This is a genomic window from Robbsia betulipollinis, from assembly GCF_026624755.1.
Taxonomy (GTDB): Bacteria; Pseudomonadota; Gammaproteobacteria; order Burkholderiales; family Burkholderiaceae; genus Robbsia; species Robbsia betulipollinis.
Window position 1 is genome coordinate 479,572 of record NZ_JAPMXC010000001.1, and the last position, 18,075, is coordinate 497,646.

General features: G+C 67.0%; 15 protein-coding genes. 3 read left to right on the forward strand and 12 right to left on the reverse strand.

Features of this window, described 5'->3' with window-relative positions; translation table 11 throughout:
• Positions 1–30 precede the first annotated feature (30 nt).
• Positions 31–759, forward strand: coding sequence for a TetR/AcrR family transcriptional regulator (locus OVY01_RS02105; protein WP_267845280.1), 729 nt, complete (start codon positions 31–33; stop codon positions 757–759).
• 48 nt (positions 760–807) lie between these two features.
• On the opposite strand, the gene OVY01_RS02110 is transcribed toward OVY01_RS02105, so the two are convergent.
• Positions 808–1,575: a GntR family transcriptional regulator gene (locus OVY01_RS02110; RefSeq protein ID WP_267845281.1), complete on the reverse strand. Its 768-nt coding sequence runs from the start codon at positions 1,573–1,575 to the stop codon at positions 808–810.
• Positions 1,576–1,780: 205 nt separating this feature from the next.
• Between OVY01_RS02110 and OVY01_RS02115 the strand changes: the two genes are divergently transcribed.
• Both OVY01_RS02115 and OVY01_RS02120 read left to right on the forward strand, forming a co-directional pair.
• A complete protein-coding gene (locus tag OVY01_RS02115) occupies positions 1,781–3,694 on the forward strand; it encodes a sodium:solute symporter family transporter (RefSeq protein WP_267845282.1) in 1,914 nt (637 codons plus the stop codon).
• An 86-nt stretch (positions 3,695–3,780) separates the two neighbouring features.
• On the forward strand, positions 3,781–4,935 hold the full coding sequence (locus tag OVY01_RS02120; protein WP_267845283.1) for an NADH:flavin oxidoreductase/NADH oxidase: 1,155 nt from the start codon (positions 3,781–3,783) through the stop codon (positions 4,933–4,935).
• 15 nt (positions 4,936–4,950) lie between these two features.
• Here OVY01_RS02120 and OVY01_RS02125 read toward each other — a convergent pair whose 3' ends face one another.
• The 11 genes from OVY01_RS02125 to OVY01_RS02175 form a co-directional block, all read right to left on the reverse strand.
• On the reverse strand, positions 4,951–5,559 hold the full coding sequence (locus tag OVY01_RS02125) for a LysE/ArgO family amino acid transporter (RefSeq protein ID WP_267845285.1): 609 nt from the start codon (positions 5,557–5,559) through the stop codon (positions 4,951–4,953).
• A 135-nt stretch (positions 5,560–5,694) separates the two neighbouring features.
• Entirely contained in the window at positions 5,695–7,077 is a 1,383-nt protein-coding gene (locus OVY01_RS02130) for a c-type cytochrome (RefSeq protein WP_267845286.1), read from the reverse strand.
• Positions 7,077–8,849: a GMC family oxidoreductase gene (locus OVY01_RS02135; RefSeq protein ID WP_267845288.1), complete on the reverse strand. Its 1,773-nt coding sequence runs from the start codon at positions 8,847–8,849 to the stop codon at positions 7,077–7,079. Before OVY01_RS02135 ends, OVY01_RS02130 begins: the two co-directional genes overlap by 1 nt.
• Before the next feature lie 121 nt (positions 8,850–8,970).
• Positions 8,971–9,702, reverse strand: a complete 732-nt coding sequence (locus OVY01_RS02140) for a gluconate 2-dehydrogenase subunit 3 family protein (protein WP_267845290.1) — start codon at positions 9,700–9,702, stop codon at positions 8,971–8,973.
• A 49-nt stretch (positions 9,703–9,751) separates the two neighbouring features.
• Entirely contained in the window at positions 9,752–11,158 is a 1,407-nt protein-coding gene (locus OVY01_RS02145; RefSeq protein WP_267845292.1) for a cytochrome c, read from the reverse strand.
• Entirely contained in the window at positions 11,158–12,771 is a 1,614-nt protein-coding gene (locus tag OVY01_RS02150; protein ID WP_267845293.1) for a GMC family oxidoreductase, read from the reverse strand. The genes OVY01_RS02145 and OVY01_RS02150 overlap by 1 nt, the downstream gene beginning before the upstream one ends.
• 6 nt (positions 12,772–12,777) lie before the next feature.
• Positions 12,778–13,275, reverse strand: a complete 498-nt coding sequence (locus tag OVY01_RS02155) for a sugar dehydrogenase complex small subunit (protein ID WP_267845295.1) — start codon at positions 13,273–13,275, stop codon at positions 12,778–12,780.
• Between the two features lie 116 nt (positions 13,276–13,391).
• Positions 13,392–13,904, reverse strand: a complete 513-nt coding sequence (locus OVY01_RS02160; protein ID WP_267845297.1) for a GlcG/HbpS family heme-binding protein — start codon at positions 13,902–13,904, stop codon at positions 13,392–13,394.
• A 72-nt stretch (positions 13,905–13,976) separates the two neighbouring features.
• On the reverse strand, positions 13,977–14,882 hold the full coding sequence (locus OVY01_RS02165; RefSeq protein WP_267845298.1) for a DoxX family protein: 906 nt from the start codon (positions 14,880–14,882) through the stop codon (positions 13,977–13,979).
• A gap of 388 nt (positions 14,883–15,270) precedes the next feature.
• The gene (locus OVY01_RS02170; protein ID WP_267845300.1) at positions 15,271–16,467 is read right to left on the reverse strand and encodes an SMP-30/gluconolactonase/LRE family protein; all 1,197 of its coding nucleotides are present in this window, start codon (positions 16,465–16,467) and stop codon (positions 15,271–15,273) included.
• Positions 16,468–16,523: 56 nt separating this feature from the next.
• Positions 16,524–18,002: an MFS transporter gene (locus tag OVY01_RS02175; protein ID WP_267845302.1), complete on the reverse strand. Its 1,479-nt coding sequence runs from the start codon at positions 18,000–18,002 to the stop codon at positions 16,524–16,526.
• Positions 18,003–18,075 lie beyond the last annotated feature (73 nt).

Sequence of the window (18,075 nt, forward strand, 5' to 3'; positions counted from 1 at the left end):
ATGGTGCATCGACCACCTTCCTGTCACGACATGCGTTCCGGCGCCGAGAAAGCCCGCACTTCCCCTGCCGACGATGGGCGACCCATCGGGCAACCCACCGGTTCACGCGCCACGCCGGCCCGCCGACACGACCCCGAACAGACCCGACGCGACATCCTCGACGTGGCCACCCAGGAGTTCGCGCGGCTGGGACTGGCGGGCGCCCGCGTCGACGCGATCGCCGCGCGCACGCTGACCACGAAGCGGATGATCTACTATTACTTCGAGAGCAAGGAAAAGCTCTACGAGGCCGTGCTCGAAAAGGTCTACGGCGGCATTCGCGACGTCGAGCGGCAAATGGGCCTGACCGAGCAGGAACCCGTGCCCGCGATGCGCGCGCTGGTCGAGACGACGTTCGACTACCACGACCGGCATCCCGATTTCATTCGCCTGGTGACGATGGAAAACCTGCACGCCGGCCAGCATCTGAAGCGTTCGCCGACGTTTCGCGGCAAGAACGTGGCGATCATCCGCATGATCGATGCGATTTTGCAGCGCGGCAGCGCGGCGGGCGTTTTTCGCGAAGGGCTGGACGCCATCGATCTGCACATGCTGATCAGCAGCTTCTGCTTTCACCGCATCGCGAACCGCCATACGTTCGGCACCGTCGCCGGGCGCGACCCGCTCAGCCCCCGCCATCGCATGCATCAGCGGGCAATGCTGGTCGAGACGGTGATGCGGTACGTGTGCGTGGACGCGGCGGGTCGAACGGACCGGTGACGGACCCTTGCCGGGCGAGTTCCGGGTGACCGGTCTGCACGGGGTTCGCTAGACTTCTCGCACCCGCTTCCCCGACAACGCATCGGCCGCCTCGCCTCCCGACGCAGCGGCGCCCGACGCAGCGGCGCCCGACGCAGCGTCAAACGGCGCCGTGCCGAACGTCTTCAGCGTCCCGGCCACCTTTTCCACGTGGTGGCGCGCCAGCGAACCGGCCGCCGCCGCATTGCCGTCCCGCACCGCCACCAAAATATCCTCGTGCTCCTGCCATAGCGGCGCGAGGCTGAGCAGCCGCGTCGACAGGGCGGTGGCCACGCGGCGTACATGGTGCCAGTTCATGGTCGCGAACGTCTCGATCAGCGGATTGCCCGACAGTTCATAGATATAGCAGTGGAAGCGGAAGTCCGCATCGATCATCGCCGGGATGTCCCGGGCGGCCACCGCGCGCCGCCCCGCGCGCAAAATGGTCTCGCCCTGCTGACGCGTACTCGCATCGGCCCGGCGCGCGGCGTTGGCGGCCGCCGTTTCGTCGAGCGCGGCGCGCAAGTCGAAGACATGCTCGGCAAGTTCGATGCTCATCGGCACCACCACCAATCCGCGCCGCCCCGCCTCCTGCAGGAATCCCTCGCGATGGAGTTGCCGCAGTGCCTGATGCACCGGTTGACGCGATACATCGAGCGCCGCCGCGAGGCTGTCCTCGGACATGCGCGCCCCCGAGGCGAATTCCCCCACGCAGATCGCGTCGCGGATCGTCTCGTAGACTTGCTCGGCCAGCGGCCGGACCGGCGCGATGCCGACCATCGCAGTGTGCTTTTTCATCTCGATAAATACACAGGATCTGTGCATGTCTCCGCGAGTCATGCGGACGCCGATCCCACGCGGGACGGGTCGCATGCAGAATTAAATTGATCGAAAATTGAATACCGTATACTGAAATTGGATCAAACGATATGTAATTGACGATTGCCGCCAGGCCTGCGCCAACAGGCCGGACGCGCCGACTTCCTCGCCTTCGAGAGGTATTATGTCAGACCCTCAAAACGCCCGGCCCGATTGCGTCGGGCGCGATACGAGCGCGAACCGCGCCGGCTCCGTCCGGCTCAGCGCATTGTTCGTCTGCCTGCTGTTCGTGCCGGTGGCGACGTTTTTCTGGTTCGCCGCGTACCGGCCCGCGATGCTGGCGACGCCGATCGGGCAGGACGGCCCGACCTCCATCTGGGTGGCGCTCGGCGTGGGCCTCATCGCCTACGCGACCGTGCTCAACGGGCTGTACGTCCTGTTCACCCGTCGACGTCTGCCCCGCGCCCTGCCGTTGGTGGCCGGCCTCCTGGTCATCGCGCTGCCGGGCAGGCCGGCGCATGCCGCGACGCTGCATGGCGCGGCCCATCACGAGGCGATCGGCTTCTTTCTGGCGCTCGTGGCCTTCACCCTCGTCGTGACCTGGTGGGCGGCGCGCCACACCCACGCGGCACGCGATTTCTACTCGGCGGGCGGTCATCTCAGCGCCGGGCAGAACGGGCTGGCGATCGCGGGCGACACGATCTCCGCCGGCGCTTTCCTCGGTCTTTCCGGCCTGATTTTCGCCAGCGGTTTCGACGGCCTGGTGTATGCCACCGGCTACGCCGTCGGTTATCCGCTGATCGGCATCCTGTTCGCCGACCGGATCCGCAATCTCGGCCGCTTCACGTTCGCCGATGTGCTGTCCTACCGGCTCTCGCCCGTGCCGATGCGCGCCTTCGCCGCGTCCAGCACGCTGGTGATCGCGATCTTCTTCCTGATTTCACAGATGGTGGGCGCGGGACAACTCGTGCAGCTGCTGTTCGGGATCGACTATAGCTATGCCGAGATCGCAGTCGGCCTGCTGATGGTGTGCTACGTGATTTTCGGCGGCATGATGGCCACGAGCTGGGTGCAGATCGTCAAGGCGGTGCTGATGCTCTGCATCGGCGCCGTGATCTCCCTGCTCATCCTGTCGCGTTTCCAGTGGAGCTACGATCGGCTCATGGCGGCCGCCATCGTGCTGCACCCGAAACACGCGGACATGCTGGCGCCCACGCATTTCGCCTCCGCCCCCCTCTCGACCCTGTCGCTCGGTCTGGCGATGTTCGTCGGCAGCGCGGGATTGCCGCACCTGCTCATGCGCATGTTCACCGTGCCAAATGCCCGCGCCGCCCGCACGTCCATGTTCTACGGCGTTCTCGGCATCAGCGCCTTCTTCAGCATGATCACCGTCATCGGCGTGGGCGGGGTCGCGCTGGTGACCGGCAATCCGGAATATGTGCTGCCAAACGGCACGCTGCGCGGCGGCGGCAACATGGCGGCGGTGCATCTGGCCCACGTGGTGGGAGGCGAAATGATGCTGGGTCTCGTCGCCGCCGTCGCGTTCGCCACCATCATCGCGGTGGTCGCGGGGCTGACGCTGTCGGGCGCGGCAGCCGTTTCGCACGATATCTATGCCAGCGTGATCCGGCGCGGCCGCACCAATGAGCGAACGGAAGTGGGGATCTACCGCCTCGCGACCCTGATTCTGGGCTTGCTCGCCGTGGTGCTCGGCATCGCTTTCCGCCAGCAGAACATCGCCTACCTCATCGGTCTCGTCGTGGGCATCGCCGCCGCGTCGAATTTTCCCCTGCTCGTGCTTTCGCTGTACTGGCGCGGGTTGACGACGCGCGGCGCGGTTTCGGGGGGCTGCACCGGGCTGGCGCTTTCCGTCCTGCTGACCGTTCTGGGCCCGTCGGTCTGGGTCAAGGTCCTGGGTCACGCCGCCCCGGTCTTCCCGATGGATCCGCCCACGCTGGTGGCGCTGCCGGCCGCCTTCGCCGTGTGCGTGATCGTATCGCTGCTGGATCGCAGCCGCCGCGGACGTATCGACCGCGCCGGCTTCGACGAACAGTACCGGCGCATGCAGGGCGACATCCTCGTCGGGTCCGTCGAATGAGTCGCGCGCGCCGCGCGCGAGCCGTTTCGCGCTGCCGCCTGAATTTTCGCATCACGCATTCCCCTGCCCTTGGATAGGAGCATTTCATGCCTGGTTTATTCAGCGATTTCCAACTCAAAGATGTGCGGCTGCGCAATCGGATCGCCATCTCGCCCATGACCCAGTATTCCTGCGGCACGGACGGCATCATGAACGATTGGCACCTCGTCCATCTGGGCGCGCGCGCGGCGGGCGGGGCCGGCCTCGTGGTCATGGAGCAGCTCGCCGTGTCTCCGGAAGGACGCATGACGCCGAACTGCGCCGGTATCTGGTCGGACGAGCAGATACCGATGCTGCGGCGCATCGCGGATTTCATTCGTTCGACCGGCGCGGTGCCCGGCGTCCAGCTCGGCCACTCGGGCCGCAAGGGGGGCATCACGCCCCCTTGGGACGGGTATGCGCAATTGCCGGAGGATCATCCGGATGGGTGGGAATCGATCGGCCCGTCCACCATTCCCTATGGCGGCGCCCGGTTTCCGCGCGCCGCCCGCGCCGCCGATCTCCAGGATATCGAACGGCTGAAGGGCGATTTCGCGCGTGGCGCGGAGCGGGCCCTGCGTGCCGGGTTCGAGTGGGTGGAGCTGCATTACGCGCACGGCTTTCTCGGCGCGAATTTCCTCTCCCCCATGGCGAACGACCGGACCGATGCATACGGGAACAGTTCGGAAAACCGTGCGCGTTTCCTGCACGAGACGCTGGAAGCGGTGCGCGCGGTGTGGCCGGAACGCCTGCCGCTGACCGCGCGGATCGGTGCCTTCGATTACCACGAGGACAGCCATACGATCGAGGAATCGATCGAACTCGTGCGCGGCATGGCGGCGCGCGGGCTGGATCTGATCGACATCAGCATGGGGATGAATAGCGACAGCGGCAAGGCGGTGCCATGGACCGAACGCGGCTTCATGGTCCCGGCGGCCACGCGCATCCGTCAAGAGACCGCCCTGCCCGTGGCGGTCAGCTGGAACCTGGCCGATCCGGCATACGCCGATGCGCTGATCCGGGAGGATCAGGTCGATCTGGTGATGCTGGGGCGGCCGACGATCGCCAATCCGCACTGGCCGCTCTACGCGGCGCTGGTTCTGGGACAGGATGCCCCGTACGATATGCTGCCGATCCAGTACGGTCATGCCCTGAAACGCACGCGCGACGAGGTCAATTGCGGCGGTTTCGGCCCCATTCCCGCCCGTCAGGCGTCACGCTAGCGCACGGAGCGCGCCTCAGGCGAAGAGCAGCGAGGCCGCCATCGACAACATGATGATCCCGATGGCGATATCCAGCATGCGCCAGGCGCTTTCCTTGCGAAATACCGGCCGGAGAAAGCGCGCGCCGAAACCCAGCAACGAAAACCACGCGATCGATGCCGACATCGCGCCGCCCGCGAACCACGCGCGGTCCGGCCATGGAAGCCGCCCGCCGATCGATCCAAGCAGCACGACCGTATCCAGATAGACATGCGGATTGAGCGCCGACAGCGCAAGAACCTGGAGTGCGGTCTGCCAGGTCGAGCGCGACGGCTGCTCGACCGCCTCGAGATGGCCGCCGCCGCGCCACGCCGCGCGAAACGCCTTGACGCCATACGCCACGAGAAAGATCGCGCCCGCGTACCGCACGACCGCCATCAATCCCGGATGCGCGTGGACGACATACCCCATGCCACCGACGCCCAGCCCGATCAGGAAAGCGTCGAAGATCGAACAGAGCGCCACGATGACGAAGACGTTGCGCTGCAGCAGCCCCTGCTTCAGCACATAGGCATTCTGCGCACCGATGGCGATGATCAGACCCGCGCTCAGTCCAAAGCCCGATACCACGGATTGCAGCGCCATTGGATACATCCGGCATTCCTATCGAGATTGCAAAAAAACGGCCCGAACGGAGTCTACACGTCCCGCGCCCCTTCCGCGCGCGGGACCGCGCGGCGAGCGCGAATACGTCGCGCCGGATGCGCGCCAGGCGGACGCTTATTGTGCCTCCGACGGCGCCACCGACTTCGCCCCCGAACTCAGCGCCGGGTGCGGTTGCATCTGCGTATCCGCGTCCAGCGGGTGGCGCAGACGCGCGACGTCCGTCTCGCCGACGGCGGCGGCGGCGTTACCCCAGTCGTTGCGGACATAGGTCGCCAGCGCGGCGATTTCCGCGTCGGACAGCTTCCACGCGAAACCGGGCATCTGCGCGCCCGTCGGGTTCGACCCGGTGACCGCGCCACGCCCGCCCACCAGGATGGTGCGGATCACGTTGTTCGCGCCCGGCGCCTGCACCCCGGGATTGGCCGCGAGGGACGGCACCATCGCGTCGACGCCGGCGCCATTGGCGCGATGGCAGGCGGCGCAGTTCGCCCGGTACAGGTCGCGTCCGAGCGCCATCGTCGCGTCGCCGGCCGCGAGCGGCGCCGGCGGCGTCGCGCCCGAACCCGGCACGCTCTTCAGATACACCGCCATCGCCTTCAGGTCGGCCGCGTTCATGAACTGCAACGAGTCGGTGACCGCCTCGCTCATCGGGCCGGCCGCGACGCCGACGCGATTGCCGCCCGTATGCAGGTAGGTCGTGATGTCCGCGACCGACCATTTCCCCAGACCCAGATAGCCGTTGCCGCTGATCTCCGGTGCGTGCCAGCCTTCGAGATCGCCGCCTTCCAGATAGTCGCTGTCGCCGCCCAGCGCGTTCTTCGCGCTGTGGCAGGCGGTGCAATGCCCCAGACCCGCGACCAGATAGGCGCCGCGATTCCACTCCACCGATTGCTTCGGGTCCGGCTGGAAGGGCGTGCGGTCGAAGAACAGCAGGTTCCAGCCGAACATCAGCAGGCGGATGTTGAACGGGAACGGCAAGGCGTTCGCGGTGATCGGCTCATGCACCGCCGGTACCGTCTTCAGGTAGGCGAGGATGTCGAGGATATCCTCGTCGCCGACCTTCGCGTAGAGGTTGTACGGCATCGCCGGATACAGCAGCTTCGCATGCGGCGCGACCCCCGCCTTGACCGCGCGCACGAATTGCGCGTCGCTCCAGGCGCCGATGCCGTAGGTCTTGTCGGGCGTGATATTGCTCGCGACGATCTTGCCGAACGGCGTGTTCAACGCGAGACCGCCGGCAAAGGCCTTGCCGTTCGCCGCCGTATGGCAGGCGATGCAATCGCCGGCCGCGGCGAGGTACTTGCCGCGCGTGACCGCGTCCGCGTCGGCGCCGGCCGTGCGGCCGTACTGTGCGATCCGCTCGAGCAGGGCCGGGTCGCCCTGGCTACGATGCGCCTGCATGCCGCGATAGCCGACGAGCGCGGCCAGCACCGCGATACCGATCAGCACCGGCGCGCCGATCGCGAGCATCCGGCGGGAAACGTTGCGTGTCGCCATCACACCCTCACCAGTGCGCCTGGCGCTTTCAGATACTGCTGCACGATCGCGTCGGCGGCATGCAGCGTCAACGCGCCGACGGTGCCGGTCGGGTTATAGCCGCCATTGTTCGCGAACGCCGAAGCGCCGCAGACGAAAGTGTTCGGCACGTCCCAGCTTTGCAGATAGCGGTTCACCGCGCTGGTTTTCGGATCGTCCCCCATCACCGCGCCGCCGGTGGTGTGCGAGGACAGATTGTCCATCGGCGAGAAAGGCCGCGCGGTCGGCTCGGAACGCACCACCGTCTGCGCGCCCATCGCGTGCCCGATCTCGACCGAGCGGTCCGCCATGAATTTCGCCGAGCGCTTGTCGTTCTCGATCCAGTCGAAGGTCACGCGCAGCAGCGGCTGGCCGTGCCGGTCCTTGTAGGTGGGATCCAGATCGAGGAACACATCCCGATGCGGGTAGCTGTTGCCCATGCAATAGATCGAGTTGTAGTTCTGGTAGGCCTCCTTGTAGGCCTTCTTCCATTCGCTGCCCCATTGCGGGGTGCCCGGCGGCACGCCGCCGGCCAGACCGATCGGCCGGCCGTTCGTCGAGTGCACGAGCGCCACGCCGCCGCCGATGAAATCGTGGTCGCTGTGGTCGAAGTTGTCGCCGTTGAAGTCGTCGATCGCCTGCGCGAGCGCGCCCGCGCCGATGAAGGGGTTCAGGTTCTCGCCCTTCATGAAGATCGACGCGCCGGCGATGGTCTGGTACGCGTAGTTGCGTCCGACCACGCCTTCGCCGGTGTCCCGGTCATAGGGCTTGCCGATGCCGGAGAGCAGCATCAGCCGCACATTGTCCATCTGGTAGGCGGACAGCACGACGATGTCCGCCGGCTGCTCCCACTCCTGATGGTCCGCGTCGATGAAGGTCACGCCGGTGGCCATCTTTTTGTCGGCCGTCAGATTCACCCGCAGCACTTCCGCCTCGGGAATGATGCTGAAATTCCTGCGCGCCATCAGCGCCGGCAGGATGCACGCCTGCGGGCTGCTCTTCGACCAGTTGCCGCAGCCGAAGAATTCGCAATAGCCGCAATACGTGCAGGGCGCCATGTGCACGCCGAGCGGATTGACATAGGCGCCCGACGTGTTGCCCGCCGGCACCGCGAACGGGTGATAGCCCAGACCCCGCGTCGCCTTGTCGAACAGCATCGCGACCTGCGTGCGTTCCAGCGGCGGCAACGGATAGTCGCGCGCGCGCGGTCCCTCGAACGGGTTGCCGCCTTCCTGGATCTTGCCCTGGATGTTGCCCGCGCGGCCCGAGGTGCCGGCCAGGCGTTCGAACTTGTCATAGAACGGCTCGACGTCCTTGTACGTCACGCCCCAGTCCTGCACCTGCATGCCATCGAGGAAACGCTTGGCGCCGTAGCGCTCCAGGGTGTGGCTGTGCGTGATGAAATCGGTTTCGAGGAAACGCCAGGTCATGCCGTTCCAGTGCGTGCCGGCGCCGCCCACGCCCCAGCCGAACTGATAGGTGTTCCAGTCGCGCAGCGGCAACGCCGTCTGCGTGACGTTGTTGCGAAAACTCAGCGTCTCGACGCCGGGAGGCTGCATCAACTCGCGACGGCGCGCGAAACGCAGCTCGTCGGTGTCGATGGAGGTCGGGAAATCGGTGCTGGTGTCGCGCCAGGCGCCGCGTTCGATCGCGACGACGTTCAACCCGGCCAGGGTCAATTCGTTGGCCATCAGTGAGCCGGCCCAGCCGAGGCCGACGATGACTGCATCCGCCTTGGGTCGCTTCTGCGCCATGCTGGATTCTCCTTGCTTTTGTATTGGGGGGCGCCCGCGCGGGGTGCGTGAGGGGTGCCTGGGGAGTGCGCGAGGGCACACGCGTATCGCCCGCGTGGCCCGCCGGTTCGACCCCGCGGGTTCACACCGCTTTCTGGCCTGGCTTGCCGGCGTTGCGGATCAGGCTGACCGGCTGGATGTCGAGCTTCTGCCCGCGCTTGCCGATTTCCTCCCGGTAGTCGTATCGCGCGCCCGGAAAACCGAGCATTTTCCAGCCGGCCATGTCCTTGTTGCCGCCATAGATCGGGTCGGCGAAAAAGCCCTCGCGGACGTTGCCGAGGATCAGGCCGAAGAACGCCTTCGTGTCGGGGAGACCCGGGAGCGTGATCTCGCCCTTCTCGAGCTGCCGCAACAGGTCGTCCTGCTGCGCGCCGCTCAACGCGGTGAAACGCTTGCCGCCCGGCCGCGCGGCGCAGTACTTGTCGAGCGCGGCGAGGCCGGTGCGGTAGCGCTGCGCCGGCGTCTGATGGAACTGCGCGCCCTGCTGCGGCGTGCCGTCCTGGAACGGGCCGAGCCGGAACTGGGTTGCCGCCCGACCGAACGGGCCGGCCAGCTGGCTGTCGATGAAAACCGCGCAACCGGCTTCCCTGCCGCCGATGCTCAGATCGTCGGCCGGGATCAGGCGGTCGGCGATCGCTTCGATCATCGCCGCTTCATCGGCGTTGAAGAATTTCCAGCCGTCGGCGGCCACCGGCGTCGGACCCGTGGCGCCGCGATGCGTCCAGGGCATCCCGCCCCATATCACTTTCGCCTTGGCGACCGTGACGCCGCCGACCAGCAAGGCCAGCGAAATCAGAAATCCGCGTCTGCGCACGTTGTACTCCCTGCAATAGGCATGATGTGTCGAATGTCGGACCGCCGCGTCACTGCTGCAGCAGATCCGGGTAAGGCTGCAGATCGCCCGAGCGAAGCTTCGCGACATCGGCCGGCGTGGTGTGCGTGGCCGGGGTGCCGAATTGCCTCGTCAGGTAGTTCGCCAACGTCGCGATCTGCTCGTTGGTCATGTCGTGGGCAAACGACGGCATCGCCACCTGCCCGCTTTGCATGTCGCGCTTCACGCCGCACAGGATCACGGAGACCAGGTTCGTCGAATTCGACGCGCCCACCGTGCTGTGATTGAACAGCGACGGGTAGGCGGCATAGCCTGCCCCCCTGCCGGCCCCCGTGGCGGCGTGACAGGTCGCGCAATGTTCGAGGAACAGCTGCGCGCCCGCGTGCCGGGCGAGTTGCGCTGCATCGGCGCCGCGCAGCATTTCATAGTCGTGCGCGGGCTGGCCCTGGCGCGAGCGGGGTGCGGTGTCGGGCCCCGCTTGCGCGGGCACGGTTCTCAGATAGGCGACGATCGCCTTGAGATCCGCGGCGCTCAGGTATTGCAGGCTGTGTTCGACGGCCTCGGCCATCGGACCCGCGGCGGAGGCGCGTCCCGGCGCGTCGCCGTCGCGCAGGTAGGCGATCAGTTCGGCATCGGACCAGCCGCCGATGCCGGCGGTCCTGTCGGGGGTGATGTTGTACGCGCGCCAGGCGCCCAGATCGCCGCCGCCGAGCGCGCGCGAACGGTCCATGCCCAGGGTGACGTTGCGCGGCGTGTGGCAGGTTTCGCAATGCGCCAGACCCTGCACCAGGTAGCGGCCCCGGTTCCACTCCGCGCTGCGTTGCGGATCGTCGCGCAGCGCGCCTTTCTTCAGATTCACCAGATTCCAGAACCACAGGGTCCAACGCTGGTTGAACGGGAAGGACAGCGTGTTCGCGCGCGTGGCGGCGTGCACCGGCGGCTGCGACATCAGATAGGCCTTGATCGCCAGCACATCGTCCCGGCGCAACTGCGTGAACGCGTCGTACGGCATCGCCGGATACAGATTCTCGCCGTGCGCGCCCACGCCCTCGCGTACCGCGCGCACGAACTGCGCGTCGCTCCAGTTGCCGATGCCGTAGGTCTTGTCCGACGAGATATTGGTCGACGTGATCTTGCCGAACGGCGTGTCGATGGCATAGCCGCCACCGAAAGGCTGGCCATGCGCTGCGGTGTGACAGGCGATGCAGTCGGCGGCGCGCGCCAGGTAGGCGCCGCGCGCGATCTGCGTGGCGTCGCCGGCGTGCGCCGTCGGCAGCCATGCGGTTTGGCAGGCGACGACGCCAGCGAAAACCGCGCGGCGCGCCAGCCGCCGTCCGGCGCGGCCGCGATGCGGGACGGGACGCGTGCCAGGATGCGGGGTGGGACGCGGGACCGGACGCACGGCGGAAAACGAAGCAACAGGATTCGAGGAGGTCATCACGCGGCCCGGAGCGACTTCAGGACGTTGCCCGCCATCATCAGCGCCAGCGCCGTGCCGGAGAGCGTCGAGTTCACCGTCGAGCTGCTGGGCATGATGCCGGTGCCGGCGATGAAGAGGTTTTCATGGTCGTGCGCGCGGCAGTCCTTGTCGACGACGGAATTCGTCGGATCATTGCCCATCAGCATCGTCCCGGTGATGTGCTGGTTGTTCGAATAGACGCCGCGCGGGCTGTAGACCGCTTCCCTGCCGCCCATCAGCCGGACCAGTTCCTGGAAGTCGTCCCGGCAATGGTCGTAGGCCCTGTTCACGTATTCCGGGAACCGGTAATGGACTTCGAGCCGCGGGATGCCCCATGCGTCCTTCTCCGTGCTGCTGGGCACCAGACGGTTCGCCGGATCGGGCAGCATCTCGAAAAGGCTCTTGAAAGACACGTAATGCGCCGCCTGGTATTCGAGCTTTTCGTTGAGCTCGGCGCCGTGATAACCCTGCGCGATGAGCTTTTCGGTGAGATACCGCACCGGCGAGGTGGCGGCGATGTCGAGGCGCGTCGAGGCATACTCGCTGCGGTATGCGCCGTCCCGGTAATTGTTGATGCCCGCCGGACGCTGCGGTCCCCGGCCGAACCAGATCGGTTCGTCGGCGAAGAATTCCACCGAACTCGCGGGGTGGTCCATCAGGTTGCGGCCGACCATCCCGGAGCGGTTCGCGATCCCGTTCGGATAACGCGCGCTGGCGGAAATCATCAACAGCTTCGGACTCTCGACCCCGTTCGCGGTGAGCACGAAGGTCTTGCCGGTCACGCGGTGGCTGACCTTGTTCGGGTCGAGGTAATGCACGGCCTCGATCCGGCCCCGGTCGTTCGCCTCGATCCGGTAAACCACCGCGTTGGCGACGATGCGCACGCCCGCCTCCTCGGCCTTGCGCGCGCCGATGCCGCCGTTGTACTGCGCGTTGATCGGGCAGATCGGCATGCAGTTGTTGTTGCCGCAGCAGGCCGGACGGCCGTCGTAGGGCACGCTGTTGCGCGCCTGCGGCTCCACCGACACCTGGAACTTGCTGCCCGCCAGCCGCTCCTTCATGCGCTGGATGCCGTACGGCAAGGGAATCGGCGGCATCGGATACGGGTGGGCGCGCGGCGAGCCCTGATCGATCTCTCCCGACACACCGATTTCCAGCTCGGCCTCATAGTAGAAGGGCTCGAGGTCGTCATAGCCGATCGGCCAGTCCCGTCCAACGCCGTACAGCGATTGAATGCGGAAATCGTTCGGCAGCATGCGGAACGCCTGTCCGGCCCAGTGCCAGGTGGTGCCGCCGACGCCGCGCAGATACATCGCCTGATACGGCGCCGGGCCTTTCTGGATCAGATAGCCGTTGTCCTTGGGCTGGAATTTCGGCTGCGGCGCCCACGGCATCGCCGGATACGGGTCCATGAAGTCGCCCTTGAGCGGCGAGTTGCGAAACCGTTCGACGATCTTGTCGCGATACAGCGGCGGCCCGGATTCGAGCACCAGCACCCGGGCGCCGGCGCGCGCCATTTTCAGCGCCGCGAGGGAGCCGGCGATACCCGCGCCGATGACGACGACGTCGGCAGATAGATTCGTGTCTGACATGGTTTCTCAGGCGGGCTTGTATGCCCAGAAGGTGGGCTCGCCGACGCAATAACTCGGCGGCGTGAGCGTGCGCTGCACGACCCGGTAGCTGACGGTGTTTTCGAAGGCGATGCAGCGCGGCGCGCTCTTCGGGCCGAGCACGCCCAGATACCAGCCACCGAGCAGTTGCTGGTAAAGCGTGGCCAGCTGCGGCTGCCCCGTCGGTACGAACGGACCGGACGGCGCCCGCGCCAGCAGCGCGGCGAGCTGGTCGAGCTGCGTGTCGAGCAGGGGGAAATCGTCGTGCAAGGCCGCGTACAGGCGGCGCGCCAGCCCGGCATCGGGCTCGGCATAGCCGGTCAGCAGGCGCGACAAGGCCAGGAAGCGCGGTGTCGGCGCCAGGTCGGCGGAACGCGGCATGGCGGTCGCGGCGCGGGCCCGCCCGGTGAGCAGCTTGCCGCCGAAGCTGGCGGTGACGACCATCGCGCCGTATCCCAGCAGGCGGCGCCGCGAATAATCGATCATCGTCCGTCCCTCCCCTCGTTCATGTTCTTCCCCGAGCCGTCGTGCGCGGCTTGCGCGGCTTGCGCGTTTTCTTCCCGGCGCCGTCGTGCGCGGCTTGCCAGGCATCCTGCCGGATGTTATTGACCGGCCTGCGACAGCGTGTCCGCGCCCGCGGTCGCGATCTTCACTTCGTTGGGGTTCAGGGTGCCCGCCGCGCCCACCGCGCCCAGCCAGGTGGCGCCCGCCTTCGCCGGGACGCCGCCACCCAGCGGCACCATGCCCGGCAGCGTCGTCAGGGCCGGCTCGCCGTGATTCACGCGCTCCATGAAGGAGAGCGTCGGCGTGCGATAGACCGCCGCCGCGCGCGCCTTGTTGATCGCCGAATCCACGCAGCCGGGGGCCGCGCCTTCCATGCGCCTGAACGCCTTCAGGGTGCCGGCGCTATCGACCACGGCGATGCAGACACGCGCGTTCAGGGACAAAGCGGTCTTTTCCGCCGCGTCGATCGCGGCAGTGGCAGCGGCATCGGGCAGTTCGCCCGGCTGCATCGGGGATGCGGCCCGCGCCGGTGCGGGCGCCAGCAGGGTCGCGCCCAGGGATGCGGCAAGCGCGCAGGAAACCAGGCGGGTACGCAGGAAGAGTGACGTCATGAATGCCTCGCTGAAAAAAGAGAAAAAAAGAACGACGGGACGGCGACAGGGGTTCAGCCCGGTCGGTCCGATTCAGTGCCGTGCCGCTTCGCGGCTGTCCGGCGCGGCCGCCGCGCGCGCGTCGAGCAGCGCGCGTTCGAGACCCAGCCGGCTGACGAAGCGCGGCACGCGCCCCGACGCGGCGAGCAGATGATCCACGGAAAAACGGCCGCCGCCCGTGATCACGAAACCGAGGAACAGGGACAGCATCAGCAGCGGATATTCCCAGCCGCCGCCATTCAGGTTCCAGATGAAGCCACGGCCGAAGTGATGACCGATCATCGAGGTGATCAGGAAATACGCGGCGGCGCCCAGCGCCGCGAGCCGCGTCAGGATGCCGAGGCCGAGGCCCACCGCCACGGCCAGTTCGCACAGACCGCCGGCCAGCACGAACCACTCCGGCGGCGACATGCCGTAGTGCGCGAGAATCAGCGCGTCTTCATGAAACGGCACGGGCCCGGCGAACAGCTTCTCGGTGAAATGCGGAATCATGTCGAACGCAATGTAGATGCGCACGAAGGTCAACTGCCACTGCGCGAGGCTCAACCAGGCGCGGTCGCCACGGGCCCGGTCCGTCATCGCGGCGTCGATGAACTGCAGAAAATACAGCGCGGCCGCGACGTCCGCCGGCCAGCTTACCCACGTCAGTCCCAGCGGCCCCGCGATACGCCAGCCACCCAGCAGAAACAGCAACCCGCCGAGGAAGCCCGGCACGAAACACCGGTGCGACAGCAGCGCGCACGCCAGGGACAGGGCAAACCAGACCACCATGAAGCCGGCCGCCTGCGGCGCCAGCATCGGCGCGGTGAACGCGGCGCTCACCGCGCCGACGAGCGCGGGCACCGTGGGGACGATGACGAAACCGGCGCCGAGGCGGCTGGGACGCAACGTGGCGGATACCGGCCCGAAACGCGCGGGCGAAGACAGACTGGCGGACATGCGGATCCCGATAAAATGCTGGCGAGCGGAACACCTCCACTCCGCTCATGAACCATCTGGTTAGTTCGTGACGAGGGCGCATCATATGCCGATCGCGACATCGTGCGCATTTTCGACCTTACAATACGCTGACGGAATAGTCCTGCTCCGCCGCGTGCCGCGCTCATGCCACGCGACGAAACCGCCCCATGCCGTCCGCGCAAAACTCACTGAACGGTACAAAATACGGTAAAGACGACGACAAATCGCGACACATGGCGAATGCTTTCAAAACGAAAGGAATGGGACCATTCGGGAGGTGGCGCACCGTCGCATGCGACGATATGCCGCATGCGGTTTTTTGTCGGGCGGTCGCCTTCCCATCGGCCATCCCAGGCCCGCCCTCGCGTCAGGGATGATCGATCGGCGCCTGCATCGCGCCGATGCGCACGCGGTACAGATGCACCGGGTATTGCACCGTCGAGGGTTTGCCGCCCGTCGTCGCAGGCGTGCGGTTGATCTGGGCGGCGGGCATATACAGATAGCCGTCCTGCACCCACATCGCGTCGATCCATGTCAGACGCGGGTCCGAGATCACGGTCGTCACCGTCCGGTCCGGAGCGATGCGCCTGACGCTGCGGGTATTCAGATCGGACGCATAGATATTGCCCGCCGCGTCGGTGGCCGTGCCGCCCGTGCTCCAGGTGTCCAGCCAGCGTTCGGCATGGGCGTCGACCTGCGCGGGCGACAGGGCCGGATCGTCCAGATAGCGGGTCGCGATGCGTGCGAGCGGGCCGGGAATCGGCTGATAGTACAGATAGCGGCCGTCGGGCGAGACTTCGAGCTGGTCGAGCCCCACCCGCTTTTCCTTGCCGTTGGGCAGATGCAGCTTCACGCCGTCCGCGTAGATGGGGGCGTGGTCGATCGACAGCGGATGCCCGTCGAGCACCCGGCGGGACGCGCCGGTATCCAGGTCGAGCACGACCAGTCCCACCGCGCCGGGATCGGTCAGGTAGGCGTGCCGGCCATTGAAACGCACGTCGTCGAAATAACTGCCGTCCTTCTGCGTGGGCGCGACGAGCGCATAGATGCGTTTGACTTGATCGGTCGCCGGATCGATCTGCACCAGTTTGCCCGCGCCGGGCACCGCATGCGTGCCGCCGCCGATGCCCTTGTTGCCGGAATCGACCGCCCAGAGCATGCCGTCCGGACCGATGCGCAGCGCGTTCACGTGCATGAAGTGATGCGTCGGATCCGTGCCGTCGCCCCACTGATTCCAGGCGGCGTCGGGATAGGGACGCAGGCTGCCGTCCTTGCCCACTTCGGCCAGGCTGGCGCCCGGTCCTTCCGACTGGGTCAGGGAGACGAAGATGCGGCCGTCGCGGGTGACGGTCACGCCGTTCCAGATGTGATCCGACGTCGCCACCGATTCGAGGCGCGCGTCCTCGTGCGTCGGCAGCGTGGGCGGCAGGATGTCGGCGGCGCGCACCGGCGCCGGCAGGGCGAACGCCAGACCCAGGGCGGCGAGCGCGGACACGCCCAGCACCCGGCGCGGCAGGCGCAAATTGAAGCGCAAAACAAAGCGCGATGTCGAATGCAACGTCATGATCGAATGGTTTCCTTGTGAAGTTCTGCTATGGCGTCGTCCCGGCGGCACGTGCCTCAGCGCGAGATCTCTTCGAGACTGCGCCCGAGCGTGCGCGGCCCGAAACCGCCGATCGTCAACACCACCACCGCCATCGCGCCGGCGATCAGCGTGAACACGCCGCTCACGCCCAGGCGATGCAGCACGAAGGCGATCAGAAAGCCCGACAGCATGCCGCTGATACGGCTCACCGAGTACACCAGACCGATCGCCCGCGCGCGGACCCGGGTGGGAAACAGTTCGGCCTGATAGGTGCGATAGGAAAAGGTCATGCAGTTGCTGGCCAGCGTCATCAGCAGACCCAGCGCGATCAGCATGCCGGGGACGCGTTGCTGCGCAAAAACGATGCCCACGAGCGCCATCGCCGCGGCGGCGCCGGCGATGAGCCACTTGCGCTCCACGCGGTCGGCGAACAGCATCGCCAGCAGCGGACCGATCGGGTTCGCGAATGCGATCACGAGCGAATACAGCAGGCTGTGCGTGAAGGTCACGCCCTTGGCGGCGAGCAGCGTCGGTACCCAGCTCGCGAAACCGTAATAGCCGATCGACTGGAAAAAGTTGAACACCAGCAGCATGATGGTGCGCCGCCGGTAAGGCGCGCGCCACAATTCTCCCTTGCTCGCGACCTCGACCCGGAGCACGGTTTTCTCGGCCAGCGGCAGCGGCAGCGGCTTGCCGGTCGCGCGTTCGATCCTGCGCTCCAGGTCCGCGACGATCGCCGCGGCTTCCGCCGCCCGCCCTTTCTGCAACAGCCAGCGCGGACTTTCCGGCAGGCCGAGACGGATGAACCAGACCAGCACCGCGCCCAGGCAACCGATCCACACCACCCAGCGCCAGCCGTCATAGCCCAGCGGGGCGATCGGCACCAGGCGCCACGCCAGGAAGGCGATCGTCGGAATCGCGGTGTACTGAACCGATTGCACGAACGCATAGGAGCGACCGCGAATGCTCGCGGGCACGAACTCGGAGACGTAGGCGTCGATGGTCACGAGTTCGGCGCCGACGCCGATGCCGGCGACCACCCGCCAGACGATGATCCAGGCGGGGTCGCTTTGCAGCGCCATGATCAGGCTGGACAGCGCGTAGCACAGCAGGGCGCCGACGAACACGCGGCGGCGGCCGATGCGGTCGGCGACGAAGGCGACCGCGAAGGTACCGATGAAGACTCCGCAGAACAGCGCCGCGACGAAAGCGCCCAGGCTGCCCATGTCGAAGAACGACGTGGCGCCATGCACGAAGATGCCCGCCTTCACCAGACCGGGGCCGATATAGGCGGTGAGGAACACGTCGTAGATTTCGAACCAGCCGCCCAGCGCCAGCGCGAAGATGATCCACCAGATCGGACGGCTCGCCGGCAGCCGGTTCAGGCGCGCGGCGATCTGCGCCGCATCCACGGGCGCGGCGTTGGCAGGGGCGGCGTCGGCGAGCGCGGCGCTCCCGGCAGGCAGCGTACCGTGCGCGGACATCCGCAACGACGCATTGCGCGTGTTTTTCATTGTCTGTCTCCTGTATGGACTCGTCGGCGATGGCTGCTCGGGCAGCGCTTATCGATTCGCCACGCACCGGAAC

Coding starts and splice junctions, on each gene's coding strand:
- OVY01_RS02105 (WP_267845280.1), top strand. CDS start 31: ATGCGTTCCGGCGCCGAGAAAGCCCGCACTTCCCCTGCCGACGATGGG.
- OVY01_RS02120 (WP_267845283.1), top strand. CDS start 3,781: ATGCCTGGTTTATTCAGCGATTTCCAACTCAAAGATGTGCGGCTGCGC.
- OVY01_RS02145 (WP_267845292.1), bottom strand. CDS start 11,158: ATGACCTCCTCGAATCCTGTTGCTTCGTTTTCCGCCGTGCGTCCGGTC.
- OVY01_RS02125 (WP_267845285.1), bottom strand. CDS start 5,559: ATGGCGCTGCAATCCGTGGTATCGGGCTTTGGACTGAGCGCGGGTCTG.
- OVY01_RS02135 (WP_267845288.1), bottom strand. CDS start 8,849: ATGGCGCAGAAGCGACCCAAGGCGGATGCAGTCATCGTCGGCCTCGGC.
- OVY01_RS02160 (WP_267845297.1), bottom strand. CDS start 13,904: ATGACGTCACTCTTCCTGCGTACCCGCCTGGTTTCCTGCGCGCTTGCC.
- OVY01_RS02170 (WP_267845300.1), bottom strand. CDS start 16,467: ATGACGTTGCATTCGACATCGCGCTTTGTTTTGCGCTTCAATTTGCGC.
- OVY01_RS02165 (WP_267845298.1), bottom strand. CDS start 14,882: ATGTCCGCCAGTCTGTCTTCGCCCGCGCGTTTCGGGCCGGTATCCGCC.
- OVY01_RS02155 (WP_267845295.1), bottom strand. CDS start 13,275: ATGATCGATTATTCGCGGCGCCGCCTGCTGGGATACGGCGCGATGGTC.
- OVY01_RS02115 (WP_267845282.1), top strand. CDS start 1,781: ATGTCAGACCCTCAAAACGCCCGGCCCGATTGCGTCGGGCGCGATACG.
- OVY01_RS02150 (WP_267845293.1), bottom strand. CDS start 12,771: ATGTCAGACACGAATCTATCTGCCGACGTCGTCGTCATCGGCGCGGGT.
- OVY01_RS02175 (WP_267845302.1), bottom strand. CDS start 18,002: ATGAAAAACACGCGCAATGCGTCGTTGCGGATGTCCGCGCACGGTACG.
- OVY01_RS02130 (WP_267845286.1), bottom strand. CDS start 7,077: ATGGCGACACGCAACGTTTCCCGCCGGATGCTCGCGATCGGCGCGCCG.
- OVY01_RS02110 (WP_267845281.1), bottom strand. CDS start 1,575: ATGAAAAAGCACACTGCGATGGTCGGCATCGCGCCGGTCCGGCCGCTG.